Origin of the sequence: Protofrankia sp. CiP1_Cm_nod2 (assembly GCF_920664355.1) — a bacterium.
Lineage (GTDB): Bacteria > Actinomycetota > Actinomycetes > Frankiales > Frankiaceae > Protofrankia.
This window is the reverse complement of record NZ_CAKKTL010000014.1, coordinates 24,641-39,793: the sequence shown is the minus strand read 5'-3', so window position 1 is coordinate 39,793 and position 15,153 is coordinate 24,641. Positions and strand designations below refer to the sequence as shown.

The 15,153-nt window shown below is 71.0% G+C and carries 11 protein-coding genes and 1 pseudogene; 6 read left to right on the top strand and 6 right to left on the bottom strand.

The window, feature by feature from the left end:
- From NBW84_RS02930 to NBW84_RS02910, 5 genes and pseudogenes are all read right to left on the bottom strand, one after another.
- Positions 1-448 (bottom strand): annotated as a pseudogene (locus NBW84_RS02930) (hypothetical protein); the annotation flags it as partial.
- A gap of 224 nt (positions 449-672) precedes the next feature.
- A complete protein-coding gene (map, locus tag NBW84_RS02925; protein ID WP_250281435.1) occupies positions 673-1,290 on the bottom strand; it encodes a type I methionyl aminopeptidase in 618 nt (205 codons plus the stop codon).
- A 148-nt stretch (positions 1,291-1,438) separates the two neighbouring features.
- Positions 1,439-3,979: an ABC transporter permease gene (locus NBW84_RS02920; RefSeq protein ID WP_250281432.1), complete on the bottom strand. Its 2,541-nt coding sequence runs from the start codon at positions 3,977-3,979 to the stop codon at positions 1,439-1,441.
- Between the two features lie 4 nt (positions 3,980-3,983).
- Positions 3,984-4,937: an ABC transporter ATP-binding protein gene (locus NBW84_RS02915; RefSeq protein WP_250281430.1), complete on the bottom strand. Its 954-nt coding sequence runs from the start codon at positions 4,935-4,937 to the stop codon at positions 3,984-3,986.
- A gap of 411 nt (positions 4,938-5,348) precedes the next feature.
- Positions 5,349-6,362 carry a RecB family exonuclease gene (locus tag NBW84_RS02910; RefSeq protein WP_250281428.1) on the bottom strand — a complete coding sequence of 338 codons (1,014 nt, stop codon included), beginning with the start codon at positions 6,360-6,362 and terminating at the stop codon, positions 5,349-5,351.
- A 296-nt stretch (positions 6,363-6,658) separates the two neighbouring features.
- On the opposite strand from NBW84_RS02910, the gene NBW84_RS02905 reads away from it, so the two are divergent.
- Positions 6,659-7,858 carry a site-2 protease family protein gene (locus tag NBW84_RS02905; RefSeq protein WP_250281426.1) on the top strand — a complete coding sequence of 400 codons (1,200 nt, stop codon included), beginning with the start codon at positions 6,659-6,661 and terminating at the stop codon, positions 7,856-7,858.
- A 44-nt stretch (positions 7,859-7,902) separates the two neighbouring features.
- Positions 7,903-8,820: a tRNA (adenine-N1)-methyltransferase gene (locus tag NBW84_RS02900; protein ID WP_250281444.1), complete on the top strand. Its 918-nt coding sequence runs from the start codon at positions 7,903-7,905 to the stop codon at positions 8,818-8,820.
- Between the two features lie 208 nt (positions 8,821-9,028).
- Here the strand turns inward: NBW84_RS02900 and NBW84_RS02895 are convergent, their stop codons facing one another.
- Complete coding sequence (locus tag NBW84_RS02895) at positions 9,029-9,370, bottom strand: ferredoxin (RefSeq protein ID WP_250281424.1); 342 nt, start codon at positions 9,368-9,370, stop codon at positions 9,029-9,031.
- A 120-nt stretch (positions 9,371-9,490) separates the two neighbouring features.
- Between NBW84_RS02895 and arc the strand changes: the two genes are divergently transcribed.
- From arc to prcB, 4 genes are all read left to right on the top strand, one after another.
- Complete coding sequence (arc, locus tag NBW84_RS02890) at positions 9,491-11,296, top strand: proteasome ATPase (RefSeq protein ID WP_250281422.1); 1,806 nt, start codon at positions 9,491-9,493, stop codon at positions 11,294-11,296.
- 447 nt (positions 11,297-11,743) lie between these two features.
- Entirely contained in the window at positions 11,744-13,261 is a 1,518-nt protein-coding gene (dop, locus tag NBW84_RS02885) for a depupylase/deamidase Dop (RefSeq protein ID WP_445548369.1), read from the top strand.
- A 302-nt stretch (positions 13,262-13,563) separates the two neighbouring features.
- Positions 13,564-13,782, top strand: a complete 219-nt coding sequence (locus NBW84_RS02880; protein ID WP_250281420.1) for a ubiquitin-like protein Pup — start codon at positions 13,564-13,566, stop codon at positions 13,780-13,782.
- Positions 13,783-14,331: 549 nt separating this feature from the next.
- On the top strand, positions 14,332-15,111 hold the full coding sequence (gene prcB, locus NBW84_RS02875; RefSeq protein ID WP_445548368.1) for a proteasome subunit beta: 780 nt from the start codon (positions 14,332-14,334) through the stop codon (positions 15,109-15,111).
- Positions 15,112-15,153: the final 42 nt, after the last annotated feature.

Genomic DNA, 15,153 nt, shown 5'->3' with positions numbered 1-15,153 from the left:
TCTGCGGGTCCACGACCAGGGGGATGTCGTCGGGAGTGAAGACATACGGGCGCAAGGGCAGGCTGCTCGGCCGGCCCGCGGCGAGCAGGCGTTCGTACCAGCGGGCCACCGCCGGGTCGGGGCAGTAGGCCAACAGGGCGGTGTCGACGTCGAGCTCGGCCTCCAGCTGGGCCACGTACAGCTTCCAGGTGCGTTGTTTGACCGGGTCCCGGGCGCGTTGGACCTCGACCACGGCGGCCGCCAGCGGCCGGTCGGCCGGGTCGCAGAACAGGACCATGCCGTCGGCGTGGTAGGTGCGGGGGACCAGGACGCGGACGTCGGTGGCCTGGGTGCGGGCGTGGTGGTAGGCGGGTATCTCGACGTCGAACACGGTGGTCAGCAGCCAGCCGACCAGGTCCGGGTCCAGCCTGGTCAGGGCGACCGGGGATTCGTGCTCGGCACTGGGCATGGCCGCACCATATGCACCGGATACACACCGAATCTGCCAACAGGCAAAAAAGATCACAAAGATGCCACGGGTATTTCCGGCCTGCCCGTGCCGAGCGACGCCGCTTGGCACCTGAACCCATGGGATGTCTGAACCGCCGCCATACAACCCGTCATTCCGGACACCGTGTTTCACGTACTGAGGAAAGACCACTGTGAGGAGGGGGCGTTGAGGGAGGACCACCGTCAGGGGAGGGTGAGGATGCGGGGGCCGATCTCGGTGATGGCGACGGTGTGTTCGACGTGGGCGGCACGGGTGCCGTCGGTGGTGTGCAGCGCCCAGCCGTCCGGGGCGGTGCGGTAGCGGTCGCCGCCTCCGGCGGTGACCATCGGCTCGATCGCGAGGACGAGCCCTGGCTGTAGCCGCGGGCCCCGGCCGGAGCGGCCGTCGTTCGGGACGTGGGGGTCCTCGTGAATCTGCCGGCCGATGCCGTGCCCGCCGAAGCCGTCCGGGATACCCAGGCCCGCCGCCCGGCACACCCGCCCGATCGCGTGGGAGATGTCCCCGACGCGGGCGCCGACCCGGGCGGCGGCGATGCCCGCGACCAGGGCCCGCTCGGCCGTGGCGATCAGCCGCAGGTCGGCCGGGCACGGGATGCCCACGACGAAACTGACCGCGGCGTCGCCGGTCCAGCCGTCGAGCCGCGCGCCGCAGTCGATGCTGACCAGGTCACCGTCGCGCAGGCGGTAGCCGTCCGGTACACCGTGCACGATCACATCGTTGATCGACGTGCAGATCACCGCTGGGAACGGGGTCGGCGCGAAGGACGGCAGGTAGCGCCGTAGCCCTCGCCGCTGGGTCACGGGGGCCGGGAAAACGGCATGACGAGCGGCGCGACGGTTGCGCTGGGCGAACGGGTGCTCTGGTGGGGCCTCCCGAGCGTGTTCGGTGCATGTTCGGTGTTGGGAGGCCCCACCAAGGGCAGCCAGAGCAGGAGCGGTCAAACCGCCGTTAGGTGGTTGCGATTGCCCGGAGGATGTCCATCTTCGCGGCCCGGCGGGCCGGGAAGATGGCGGCGAGGATGCCGAGGAGACCACCGACGATCACGACGATGATGATCGTTGCTGTCGGGTAGGCGAAGGTGTCGATGCCCTGCTCCTTCAGCGCGATGGTCAGTGCCCAGCCGAGGAAGCTGCCGACCGCGACCCCGAGCAGCGCTCCGAACACCGCGATCACGACCGCCTCCAGCCGGACCATTCTGCGTAGCTGCCGTCTGCTCATGCCGACCGCGCGCAGCAGCCCGATCTCCCGGGTCCGCTCGATGACCGACAGGGCCAGCGTGTTGACGATCCCGAACAGGGCGATGACGACGGCCAGCGCGAGCAGCACGTAGATGAAGCCCAGCAGCTGGTCGACCTGTTTCTCCTGCTGCCGGATGAACTCGGACTGGTCCCGGACCTCCACGTTCGGATGGGGTTTGACCGCGGTGTCGATCTTCTGGCGTACCTGGGCGAGATCCGCGTCCTTCGCCGTTTTCACGAGCACGAAGAAGTCCAGGGTGTTGGTGGGGAAGCGCTGGCTGAACTCGTCGAGCGAGATCAGGTACTGCCCGGCCACCGGGCTTTTCTCGAACGTGCCAACCAGCCGCAGCGTCGTGGGCCCGTCCGGGAAGACCACCGGGACCTCCTGGCCGACGGTCAGTTTCTGGTCCTTGGCGGTGTCCTCGTCGATCAGGATCGAGCCCCTGCCCAGGGCCTGGAGATCGCCGGCGGTGGTTTTCAGTGCCAGCAGTTCCGGCAGCGCCGCCGGATCACCGGCGGTGACCTGTTTCTTCGCATCATTGATCTTCACCGTGTCGGACCGCAGCCCGGTGACGAGCTCGATGTCGGGGGTGTCCCGCAGCGAACCGGCGACGTCGGCGCTGAAGCCCTGCGCGAAACTGGTCGAGGTCAGGTAGAAGTCCGCGCCCAGGTTGTTGCGGACCGTGTTCGTCACCGACTGCTTGATGGACTGGCCGAGCACGGAGAAGGCGCTCACCAGCGCAAGACCGATCATCAGCGCGGACGCCGTGGAGGCGCTGCGGCGCGGGTTGCGCATGGCGTTCTCCCGCCCGAGCCGCCCGGTCGCGCCGAAGAGGGCCGGCAACGGGCTGCCGATGGCCCTGGTGACGGGCCGGGCCAGCAGCGGCGAGAGGGTGGCCACCCCGAGGAAGGCCAGCCCCGCCCCGACGCCGACGACGGCCGCCGCGCCCTTGCCGCTGGCCGTCGTCAGGCCCAGCACCAGCAGCGCGGCACCGATGAGCGCCAGCGCACCCCCCGCAACCCCCCGGATACGCAGCGAACGCGCGGGCAGCACGAAGGTCTCCCGCATCGCCGCCACCGGGGGTACCGACGCGGCCTTGCGCGCGGGGACGAACGCGGCGACGGCCGTGACGAGGATCCCGACGGCGTAGGCGACGATGATCGTCCGTGGCTGGAAGACCAGGCCCCCTTCGGGGAGGGAGACCCCGATCGCGGCGGTCGCGGCCCGCAGCAGCACCGCCAGCCCCGCGCCGAGCAGCAGCCCCAGGGTGGCTCCGACGAACCCGACGACCCCCGCTTCCAGCTGGACCGCGAGCTGCACCTGCCGCCGGCTGGCGCCCAGCGCCCGCAGCAGGGCCAGTTCCCGCACCCGTTGGGCCACCAGCATCGTGAAGGTGTTGAAGATGATGAAGGCGCCGACGAAGACCGCGATGCCCGCGAAGACGAGCAGGAACGTCGAGAAGCCGCCGATGGCCTGCTGGACGGTGTTGGCGTTCTCGTCCGTCAGCTGCTTGCCGGTGATCGCCTCGATGCCGGCGGGCAGCACCCGGGCGATCCGGTCGCGAAGCTCGTTCTGGGAGAGGCCGTCGGCGGCGGCGACGCTGATCGAGGAGAACTCGCCCGGGGCGAGCAGCACGCGCTGCGCGGTGGCGGTGTCGAACGCGGTCACCGCGGCACCGCCGAGACTGTCCTGCCCGGCGATCCGGAACGTCCCGACCAGGGTGTAGGGGGTCGGCCCACCGTTGGTGAGGACGGTCACCTGTTCCCCGAGCCGCAGGTCGGCATCGTCCGCGGTGGCCTTGTCCACGACGATCTCCGCCCCGCGCGGCGCGCGGCCGCTGGCGAGCTCCACCGCGGAGGTCTGGCTGCCACCGTCCCAGCTGGTGCCGAGCGAGGGCCCACCGCCGGTGTCGACGGCCTTGCCGGTACGAGGGTTGACCAGGACCGCCGTGCCGTCGACGCCACCGAAGGCCTCGCGCACGCCGTCGACGCCCCGGACGGTGTCCAGCACGGAGGCGGGCAGGGGCTGTCTGCTGCTGGTCCCGGAGGTGTTGTCCACCGCGTTGGTCGACCGGACCGAGACGGCCACGTTCTGGTAGATGTTGGCGAACAGCCCGTCGAAGGTCCGGTTCAGCGTGTCGGTGAGAACCAGCGTGCCGGTGACGAAGCTGACGCCGGCCACGACCGCCAGTGCGGACAGCACCAGCCGGATCTTGCGGGCCAGCAGGCTCTTGAGGGTCGCGCGCAGCATCGTGTCAGGCCCTGCCCGCGGATCCGTGGCCCTGTTCCCGGGCCGCCTCGTGCCACTCGTCCGGGCTCTGCCGGGGCTGCGGCCGCTGGCCCTCCGGCGACGCGCCGCCGGCGGCGGACGCCTCCTGCTGGAGATCGTCGAGATGCTTCATGCGCTCGAGGACGCTCTGCGCGGTCGGGTTCGGGATCGAGCCGACGAGCCGCCCGTCCGCGAGGAAGACGACCTCGTCGGAGAAGGACGCCGCGGTGGGGTCGTGGGTGACCATGACGACGGTCTGGTCGAACTCGCGCACCGACCGCTGGAGGAACGCCAGCACCTCCGCGCCCGACCTGGAGTCGAGGTTGCCGGTGGGCTCGTCGGCGAACACGATGTCCGGTCGGGTGACCAGTGCGCGGGCGCAGGCGACCCGCTGCTGCTGCCCGCCGGAGAGCTCCGCGGGACGGTGGCTCAGCCGGGGGGCGAGCCCGACGGCGTCGACCACCGCGCGCAGCCACTGCTGGTCGGGCTTACGCCCGGCGATGCTGAGGGGAAGGGTGATGTTCTCCGCGGCGGTCAGCGTCGGCAGGAGGTTGAACTGCTGGAACACGAACCCGATGCGGTCCCGCCGCAGCTGGGTGAGCTGCTTGTCCGACAGCCTGGACAGGTCCACGTCGCCGACGTAGACCCGGCCGCTGGTCACCGTGTCGAGACCGGCCAGGCAGTGCATCAGGGTCGACTTCCCCGACCCGGACGGCCCCATGATCGCGGTGAAGCGGCCGCGAGGGAAGGACACGTCGATGTTCCGCAGGGCGGTGACCGCGGTCTGCCCCGATCCGTAGATCTTGACCAGGTCCTCGGCGCGGGCGGCGGCCGCGGCGCCGGCCACCCCGCCGGCGGCACCGGCAGGATCCGGGGGCCCCGGGGACGCGACCGGCTCGGCCTGGGGATCGGCGCCGGAGATCCGGCCCGCTCGGCTCATGGAAGAAGCTCCTTTCACACAACGTGCCGATCACAACATATCGATCACAGCCTGCCGGTCGGGCAACCCACCGGCACCGCCGGCCCGGACGTCCGGCAAATGCGGCATCCCGCTGATCGTTCCGCCGGTCGGAACCGATCGGCGCCGTCCGCCGGGGAACCCTCGTCGAAGCGATGACCGGCCCCGCGGCGAGGCCGCATTCATCGGATCGGATCCGCCCGGCTCCCGGTACTGTCCCACCCTCGTCCGAGGATCGCCCGTGACTTTTTCGGTGTCGTCCTCGCCTTTCCAACGTTGTCCGGCCCGGCGGCGATCCGAATAGCCGCCGAAATCCGGATGTACGGCGACCGACAATCTATGAACGCATACCGCCATGAACGCATATCGTGCCGGGCTGCCGTCAACCGGCTGTCAGCCATCTGTCGGACCGGGGCCTGTGTCCGGCCGCGGTGCGTCCGTTGCCCGCCGCGCTGTCGACACCACTGGCTCCACTGGCGCTGCTGGCGCTGCTGGCTCCAGCCCCGCGGCCGGCTCCGGCTGGCCGGCCGCCGCGGCGGCGTCCGGGGCCGGACGGTCGGCGGCGGGCAGCGGCGGCGGCGTCCCGCCGAACGCCGGGCATCGGATCTTGTGATCGCACCAGTCGCACAACTTGCTGGGGGTCGCCCGCCAGTCGCCCGTGTGCCGGGCCCGGCTGATGGCCGACCACACGGCGTCGATCTTCCGTTCGGTGGCGCGCAGGTCGCTCTCGTCGGGCTGCACCCGCAGCCAGGTCCGGTCGGCCAGGTAGTACAGCCGCAGCTCGCGGGGGATCACGCCGCGGATCCGCCAGAGCAGGTAGGCGTAGAACTTCATCTGGAACAGCGCCTGGCCCTCGAACGCCGGGCCGGGCGCCCGGCCCGTCTTGTAGTCGACGATCCGTAACGCCGGGCCGTCGCGGGTCGCCGCCTCGTCGAGACGGTCGATGTAGCCGCGCAGCCGCACCCCGGAGCCGAGCACGTGCTCGACGTAGAGCTCCCGGGCCGCCGGGGTGAGAGCGGCGGGGTTCTCCAGGCTGAAGTAGCCGGCGAGCAGGGAGCGGGCCGACTCCAGCCACGCGGCCCGCTCGGCCTCGTCCGCGAACAGGGTGGCAAGCTCCGGCTCCCGGGCAAGCAGGTCGCGCCAGGCCGGCTCCAGCAGCGCCTCGGCGGCGGCGATCGTGCGCCCCGGCGGGGGATGGTCGAACAGCCGCTCCAGGACGGTGTGGACGACCGTCCCGCGCACCGCGGCGGAGCTCGGCGGCTCGGGCAGCCGGTCGATCACCCGGAAGCGGTAGCGCAGGGGACAGCTCATGAAGTCGCCCGCCCGCGACGGCGAGAGCGACCCGACGACACGAATCCGGCCCGCGGGAGGCGGGGCGTCCCCGTCGGGCGCGGGCGGGAGGTCCATGGACGGGCTCATGCCTTCGGACCATAGGCGGCCGGTCCGACAATCCGGACGCCGGCCCCGGGCGGCCGGAGCCGCCGCCCCGTCCCACCCCGTCCCATCCCAGTTCGTCCTGTCCCGTCCCAGTTCGTCCTGTCCCAGTTCGTCACCGGCTCACCTCACCGGCTTCACCGCGGTGCCGACGACGGCCGTGCCGCCGGCACCGGCACTGCCTGGCCGCCCTACGTCGGATACGCCCGACGCGCACCGCCGGTGACGGGGTGTCCCGCCACCGGCAAAGACTCCGTAGCATCGCAGACATGGCCGATCAGCCTGACCAGGTCCCGCGTCCCGGCTCCCCGCACGCCGACGGAGGCGGCCGGCGGGGAGGTGAGCCCGGCCGGCGGCAGCCCGGCATGCTCGTCGGGCGGGTCCGCGGCGTACCGGTGTACCTCTCCCCGCTGGCGCTGCTGTTCGGCCTCATCATCGGCCTGCTGCTGCTGGAGCCCAACCGTGTGCGCCTGCCCGGTGTGGCGGACGGACGGCTGTACCTGCTGGTCGCGATCACCTCCGCCGGGTTCATCGCCTCCCTGGTCCTGCACGAGATCGGCCACTGCCTGACGGCTCTCGGCCTCGGCCTGCGGGTACGCGCGGTGACCGTGCACGGGTTCGTGGGATTCACCGCGATCGAGCCCGAGCCGCCGACCCCCGCCCGGGAGTTCCTGGTCGCCGCCTCCGGTCCGGCCGTCAACGGGGTACTGGCCGGCGTGGGCTTCGCCCTGCTGACCGTGCTGGACGGCGGCACCCAGCCCAGCGTGGTCATACTCGACCTGGCCGTGACCAACCTGCTCCTCTTCGCGTTCAACCTGCTGCCCGGCCTCCCGCTCGACGGCGGCCGGCTGGTCGTGGCCGCCGTCTGGGGCGGCACCCGGGACAGGCTGCGCGGTGTCCGGGCCGGCGCGTACGGCGGCTACGCGGTCGCCGGCCTGCTGGCGCTGTGGGTCCTGCTCTCCCCGGGCAACCGGTTCGCCGGTCTCTACCTGCTGGTGGTGGCGGCGTTCATCGCGCTCGGGGCACACCAGTCGCTGCGCCAGGCGCGGATCTGGATGCGCCTGGTGGGGGTGTCGGCCGGGCGCCTGGTGCGGCGTACCCTACCGGTGCAGGGGGACGTGCCGCTCGCCGAGGCGCTGCGACGCGCCCGGGAGCTCGGAGCGAGCGCGGTAGCCGTGATCGACTCCGCCGGCACACCTTTCAAGATCATGAACGGCTCCGCGGTGGACGCCCTGCCCGAACACCGCCGGCCGTGGATGACCGTGGACGAGGTCAGCCGCACGATCACCCCCGGCATGGTGCTGGCAGCGGAACTAGAAGGCGAGGACCTGTTGGCGGCGGTACGCGGCACACCCGCGAGTGAGTATCTGGTGACGCAGGACGGACGCCCGGTGGGCGTGCTCGCCATGGTCGACCTGGTCGCCCGCATCGACCCGGCGAGCGTCGACCGGCTGGTGAAGCAGCGGTGAGCGTCGAGCCGGTTCCGCACGGTGACGCGGGCGAAGGCGAACCGGTGGCGCACCGGTCACCCACCGGCGCCGCCAACCGTCGCGGGACGTTCACCAAGGGCGACCGCGTCCAGCTCACCGACCCCAAGGGGCGGCGGCACACCGTGACGTTGGAGCCGGGCCGCCAGTTCCACACCCACGCCGGCGCCATCGAGCACGACGACCTGATCGGCCGCACCGAGGGCGTGGTGGTCACCAGCACCGGGGGGACGCCCTACCTGGCGCTGCGCCCGCTGCTGACCGACTTCGTCCTGTCCATGCCGCGCGGCGCCGCCGTGGTCTACCCGAAGGACGCCGCGCAGATCGTGACCTACGCCGACATCTTCCCCGGCGCGCGGGTGCTGGAGGCCGGCGTGGGCTCGGGTGCGCTGTCGTGCTCGTTGCTGCGTGCCGTCGGCGACCAGGGGCTGGTCGTCTCCTACGAACGGCGGGCCGACTTCGCCGAGATCGCGCGCCGGAACGTCGAGACCTTCTTCGGCGGGCCGCACCCCGCCCACGTCCTGCACGTCGGGGACCTCGCCGAGGCGGCCGAGCGGGACGTCGACCGGGTGGTCCTGGACATGCTGGCCCCCTGGGAGGTGCTGGGCACGGCCAGCGCGGCGCTGGTGCCCGGCGGGGTCGTCTGCGCCTACGTCGCCACCACCACGCAGCTGGCCCGTGTCGTCGAGGAGCTGCGTGCCCACGGCACGTTCGCCGAGCCGGCCGCCTGGGAGTCGATGACGCGCACCTGGCACGTGGACGGGCTGGCGGTGCGCCCCGACCACCGGATGGTCGGCCACACCGGCTTCCTCGTGACGGCCCGGCGGCTGGCCGACGGGGTCACCGCCCCGCCGCGGCGGCGGCGGCCCGCCAAGGGCGCGCGTCCCGAGGAGGCACAGGCCTCCGGGACAGTTCAGGCATCCGCCCCGGTGTCGGATTCCTGATGCCGCCACCGCCCGGATGTCGGATTCCCGACATCCGGATGCCGGATTTCGTGACGCTGGGAACAGGCGCCGGGAACATCCGGATGCTCCCGGCGTACGCCCGCCGCCCGGTCCGCTGAGATGTTCCCGGGGTGCCGCCGGATGCCGGTGCACCCGACACCTGATGGGGCGGTGCCCCCGGGTGAGACAGCGCGCCCGGGTGAGACGGTCAGGAGCCGGGGCCGGCCTCGAGGGTCCCGTCGGGGCGCTCGACGTAGATGCAGCTGCCCGGGCAGTCGTCCGCGGCGGCCACGACGTCGTCCACCAGCGGCAGCGGTACCGGCACCGACGCGCCGGCCCGGGTGCGCAGCTCACCGTCGGCGCCCTTGACGTATGCCAGACCGTCAATGTCGAACTCGAACACGGTCGGGGCGAGCTGGACGCAGAGGCCGTCGCCGGTGCACTCCGCCTGGTCCACCCGCACGCGCAACGTCGAGGACGCCGTCGAAGGCGTTGATGCCGCAGAGAAATTCGTGGGCGTTGCCACAGGGCTCCGATCGTCTGTCACCATGGCACCGTAACTCGCTGTTTACGCCAAAGCAGGCCCGTAGTCGTCAGACCGGCGTGCCAGCGGCGGTCACAACGGTAGTGTTGGGTGCGTCCCGGTCAGCACGGGGGAGGTGGAGGCGCGGTGTCCGGTCCCCGTTCGGGCTCTGGCTCCGGTGGGAGTTCGGGCCGTCCAGGCGATGGAGATCCACGAGCGTCGGCGTACGAGAAAGAGGTGCACGAGCTCACAACACAGGTCGCTTTCCTCGAAGAGGAGGTGGCGATGCTGCGGCGCAGGCTCAACGAGTCGCCGCGGCAGGTTCGCGTACTTGAGGAGCGTCTGGCCGAGGCCCAGGCGGACCTCGCCGGCCTCAGCGGGCAGAACGACAGGCTCGTGGCCACACTGCGCGAAGCTCGTGATCAAATCGTCGCCCTGAAAGAAGAAGTCGACCGACTCGCCCAGCCGCCCAGCGGCTATGGGATCTTCATCGGGTCGTACGACGACGGCACGGTCGACGTGTTCACCCAGGGGCGCAAGCTGCGGGTGACGGTGTCGCCGAACGTCGGCGTCGGCGATCTGAGCCCTGGGCAGGAGGTCATGCTCAACGAGGCCCTCAATGTCGTCGACGCGCGCGCGTTCGAGCGGCACGGCGAGATCGTCCTGCTCAAGGAGGTCCTGGAAAGCGGTGACCGGGCTCTGGTCATCGGCCATACCGACGAGGAGCGCGTGGTCCTGCTCGCCCAGCCGCTGCTGGAGGGGCACCTGCGGGCCGGCGACTCGCTGTTGATCGAGACTCGGTCGGGGTACGCGTTCGAGCGCATCCCCAAGTCCGAGGTGGAGGAGCTGGTCCTCGAGGAGGTACCGGACATCGGCTACGAACAGATCGGTGGCCTCAAGGGCCAGATCGAGTCGATCCGGGACGCCGTCGAGCTGCCGTTCCTCTACAAGGAGCTCTTCCTGGAGCACAAGCTGAAGCCCCCGAAGGGCGTCCTGCTCTACGGCCCGCCCGGCTGTGGCAAGACGCTCATCGCCAAGGCGGTGGCCAACTCGCTGGCGAAGAAGGTCGAGGCCCAGACCGGCCAGGGCAGCGGCCGGGCGTTCTTCCTGAACATCAAGGGCCCCGAGCTGCTGAACAAGTACGTCGGCGAGACCGAGCGGCAGATCCGGCTGGTGTTCCAGCGGGCGCGCGAGAAGGCGTCCGAGGGCATGCCGGTGATCGTGTTCTTCGACGAGATGGACTCGATCTTCCGGACCCGCGGGTCCGGAGTGTCCTCGGACGTCGAGAACACGATCGTCCCGCAGCTGCTCAGCGAGATCGACGGTGTCGAGCAGCTCGAGAACGTGATCGTGATCGGCGCGTCCAACCGTGAGGACATGATCGACCCGGCGATCCTGCGCCCGGGCCGACTGGACGTCAAGATCAAGGTGGAGCGTCCGGACGCCGAGGCGGCCAAGGACATCTTCGCCAAGTACGTCACGCCCGACCTGCCGCTGCACGCCGAGGACCTCGCCGAGAACGGCGGCAGCCGGGAGGGGACCTGCCAGGGCATGATCCAGCGGGTCGTCGAGCGGATGTACGCCGAGAGCGAGGAGAACCGTTTCCTCGAGGTCACCTATGCCAACGGTGACAAGGAGGTCCTGTACTTCAAGGACTTCAACTCGGGCGCGATGATCGAGAACATTGTCGCCCGGGCGAAGAAGATGGCGGTCAAGGAACTCATCGAGGGGGGCGTCAAGGGGCTGCGCATGCAGCACCTGCTCAACGCCTGCGTCGACGAGTTCAAGGAGAACGAGGACCTGCCCAACACGACCAACCCGGACGACTGGGCACGGATCTCCGGCAAGAAGGGCGAGCGGATCGTCTACATCCGCACGCTCATCACCGGGACCAAGGGCACCGAGGCCGGCCGGTCCATCGACACGATCGCCAACACGGGCCAGTACCTGTAAGCCGCTCGGCCCAGCCGAGCGGACGAGGAGACCGGAAGGCACCGGACGGAGCGGGGCCCGGCCCCGGGGCGCCCACGCCAGGGCGTCCCAGGGCCGGGCCCCGCTCCGTCTCGTCCCCCCTCGGTGTCCTCCCCTCGGTGTGCGCAGAGCCGCGAGGAGCATCGGGGACGCGGTGAGGAAACGGCGAGGGAACGGCGGAGAAGCACAGCCACGGGTCTCTTCCGGGTACGCAGGACGTTCCGCCGAGGGCGGGAGAGCGGGGATTCCCTGCTCTCCCGCCCTCGGCGTTGACGGGGCGCGGCACGCGCCCGGGCCGGGATTTTCCGGCCATCGACGGGCCGTCGATGGGTGTTTGGTCCGTATTTCTGGAGGTTTGTCGGACGGTCACCGAAGGTCACCCGTCCGGTCCAGGTCTCGGTGTGGGCTCAAAGCACCTACGCTGACAGTGTGAGCGTTCGCCGGATCATGGGAGCCGAGACCGAGTACGGCGTCTCGGTGCCCGGTCAGCCAACCACCAACCAGATGCTGGCCTCGTCGCTGGTGGTCAATTCCTACGCCAGCCGACAGACGACCGGCGGCAGCCGGGCCCGGTGGGACTTCGAGGAGGAGTCACCACTGCGCGACGCGCGGGGCTTCGAGCTGCCCCGCGAGCCAGTGGTCGATCCGTCCGCGCCCGCCAACGAGGACGACCTGGGCCTGGCCAACGTCATCCTCACCAACGGCGCCCGCCTCTACGTCGACCACGCCCACCCGGAGTACTCCACGCCCGAGGTGACCAACCCGCGCGACGTGGTGCTGTGGGACAAGGCCGGCGAGCGGGTGATGGCCGAGGCCGCCCGCCGGGCGCTGTCCGTGCCGAACACCATGCCGGTGCACCTGTACAAGAACAACACGGACAACAAGGGCGTCTCCTACGGCTGCCACGAGAACTATCTGATGGCCCGGTCCACGCCGTTCGGCGACATCGTGCGCCATCTCATCCCGTTCTTCGTCTCCCGGCAGGTCGTCTGCGGCGCCGGCCGGGTCGGCATCGGGGTGGACGGCCGGGAGGCCGGCTTCCAGCTCAGCCAGCGGGCCGACTTCTTCGAGGTCGAGGTCGGCCTGGAGACCACCCTGAAGCGTCCGATCATCAACACCCGGGACGAGCCGCACGCCGACCCGGAGAAGTACCGCCGGCTCCATGTGATCATCGGCGATGCGAACATGAGCGAGATCTCGACCTACCTCAAGGTCGGGACCACCTCGCTCGTGCTCGCGATGATCGAGGACTCCTGGCTCGACGTCGACCTCAGCGTCGACAACCCGGTGAGCAGCCTGCGGGCGGTCTCCCACGACCCGTCCCTGCGCCACCTGCTGACGCTCGGCGACGGCCGGAAGATGACCGCCGTCCAGCTGCAGATGGAGTACCTCGAGCAGGCCCGCAAGTACGTCGAGGACCGCTTCGGTACCGATCCGGACGCGCAGACCGCGGACGTGCTCTCCCGCTGGGAGTCCGTCCTGGTGCGTCTGGAGGACGACCCGATGTCCTGCTCCCGGGAGCTGGACTGGGTCGCCAAGCTCGCCATCCTCGAGGGCTACCGGGCGCGGGACGGGGTGGGCTGGGACGCGCCCCGGCTCCAGCTGGTCGACCTGCAGTACTCCGACGTGCGGCCCGACCGTGGCCTGTACAACCGGCTGGTGGCGCGCGGCCGGGTCGATCTGCTGCTCACCGAGGACGAGATCGTCCGCGCCATGACCGAGCCGCCGCACGACACCCGGGCGTTCTTCCGGGGCCGCTGCCTGGCGCTGTACCCGCAGCAGGTGGCCGCCGCCTCCTGGGACTCGGTCATCTTCGACATCGGCCGTGACTCCCTGCAGCGGGTACCGACCCTGGAGCCGCTGCGCGGCACCAGGGCACACGTCGGCGACCTGCTCGCCCGCTGCCCGACCGCCCAGGATCTCGTGGACGCCCTGACCAACGGCTGACCGTCCGCCACCGCCACCGCCACCGCTGGAGCCCGGCTGCCGGGCGGGGCACGGCCCGGGTACGGGACCCGCTCCGCCCGTACCCGTGGCGGGGGCCAGCGGGCCCGTGGACCGGCCAACACCGCCGTCGACGGGTGTGGTGTGGCCGACGGCCGGGCAGACCCGCGTGTGCCGCGCCACGGGCGGGCGCCGCGACGGATCCGCCACGGCGACGTGGTGAGGTCGGTGGCGGGCGGCGAGGAACGCCTCAGGATGTCCGGACCCGGAGATAGTGTCGCTCCAGACGATCGAAGGAGGGTCTCATGGCCACGAAGGACACCGGCGGCGGTCAGCAGCGCGCGGGCCGACGGACGGACCAGGGTGACGACGTCGAGGTCGAGGAGTCCGGCGCCAGCGACATCAAGGAGAGGCACGAGAAGCTGTCCGAGGACGTCGACTCCCTGCTCGACGAGATCGACGACGTGCTCGAGGAGAACGCGGAGGAGTTCGTCAAGGGCTACGTCCAGAAGGGGGGCGAGTAGGCAGCCCCCCGCCGGCCGGCCACAACGGCCGAGCGGGAACATCAGGACCGGGGCCGGGAGACCGGCCGGGACGTCGGCCACCGGGTGGGGCACGGCACAGCCCGCTGGCAGGCAGCGCGGGACGGGTGCGTGCTCAGACCGGGGTCCGCCGGCTGCCGGGCCGCACACGGCCCACCCCGGTCGCGGCAGGGCGCGGCCCCGGCGACGTCGCCGGTGGACCGCCCCCGGCATCAGCGGCGCGGGATGACAGTGACATCGTGTGCGTCAGCGCACCACGGGTCATCATGCGTGCCAGCGCACCAGGGGCCACAGTGCACATCGGTGCACTATTGGCTACGGTACGTGTCGGCGTGCCATGGGCCTCGGCGTGCGTCAGCGCACTACGGGTCGCTGCGTGCGCCATCCGCACCATGGGTCTCGGCGGCCTCACCGACGACCTGATACCACTTACCCGTTACCCGACTTACCCGTTACCCGACCCATCGACTATCTGAAGGGGGATGCGTGGCTGATCCAGCGGGAGTCGCCGGACGTCTACCGTCTGTGTTCATGACACCGGGAACGTCGTCGTTCACCGAGTTCCTGTCCACCGCCGCGCCCGAGCTGCTGCCAGGCGCGCGCGGCAGTCTGCCGGCCGCCGTCACCGAGGTGGCCCATGGCACGACGATCGTGGCGGTGACGTACCCCGGCGGCGTGATCATGACCGGTGACCGCCGCGCGACCATGGGGAACGTGATCGCGCAGCGGGACGTCGAGAAGGTCTTCCACGCCGACGAGTACTCCTGTGTCGGCTATGCCGGCACGGCCGGGATCGGCGCGGACCTCGTCCGCCTGTTCCAGGTCGAGCTCGAGCACTACGAGAAGATCGAGGGTTCCACCCTCAGCCTGCACGCGAAGGCCAACCGGCTGTCCTTCATGATCAAAAACAATCTCGGCCTGGCGCTCCAGGGGCTCGCGGTCATCCCGCTGTACGCGGGCTACGACCTCGACGCCGGCAGGGGACGGATCTTCTCCTACGACATCACCGGCTCCCGGGCCGAGGAGCACGGCTTCCAGGCCATCGGCTCCGGCTCCGTCTTCGCCCGGGGCGCGTTGAAGAAGAAGGTCCGGGACGACCTCACCCAGGACGAGGCCGTCCGGGTCGGCGTGGAGGCGCTCTACGACGCCGCCGACGACGACTCCGCCACCGGTGGCCCGGACCTGACCCGCCGCATCTACCCGGTGGTCGCCGCGGTGACCGAGGACGGTTTCCGTCGCTTCACCGACGACGAGGTGGGCGCCGTGGTCGAGGCCGTCGTCGCCGGCCGTCTGACGAACCCGGGAGGCTGACATGACCATGCCCTTTGGCTACGCCAGCCCGGAGCAGCAGGT

Bases quoted from the DNA above. Each gene is read 5' to 3' on its own strand.
- NBW84_RS02920 (WP_250281432.1), bottom strand. From the start codon at position 3,979: ATGCTGCGCGCGACCCTCAAGAGCCTGCTGGCCCGCAAGATCCGGCTG.
- NBW84_RS02915 (WP_250281430.1), bottom strand. From the start codon at position 4,937: ATGAGCCGAGCGGGCCGGATCTCCGGCGCCGATCCCCAGGCCGAGCCG.
- NBW84_RS02910 (WP_250281428.1), bottom strand. From the start codon at position 6,362: ATGGACCTCCCGCCCGCGCCCGACGGGGACGCCCCGCCTCCCGCGGGC.
- NBW84_RS02905 (WP_250281426.1), top strand. From the start codon at position 6,659: ATGGCCGATCAGCCTGACCAGGTCCCGCGTCCCGGCTCCCCGCACGCC.
- NBW84_RS02895 (WP_250281424.1), bottom strand. From the start codon at position 9,370: ATGGTGACAGACGATCGGAGCCCTGTGGCAACGCCCACGAATTTCTCT.
- NBW84_RS02880 (WP_250281420.1), top strand. From the start codon at position 13,564: ATGGCCACGAAGGACACCGGCGGCGGTCAGCAGCGCGCGGGCCGACGG.
- prcB (WP_445548368.1), top strand. From the start codon at position 14,332: ATGACACCGGGAACGTCGTCGTTCACCGAGTTCCTGTCCACCGCCGCG.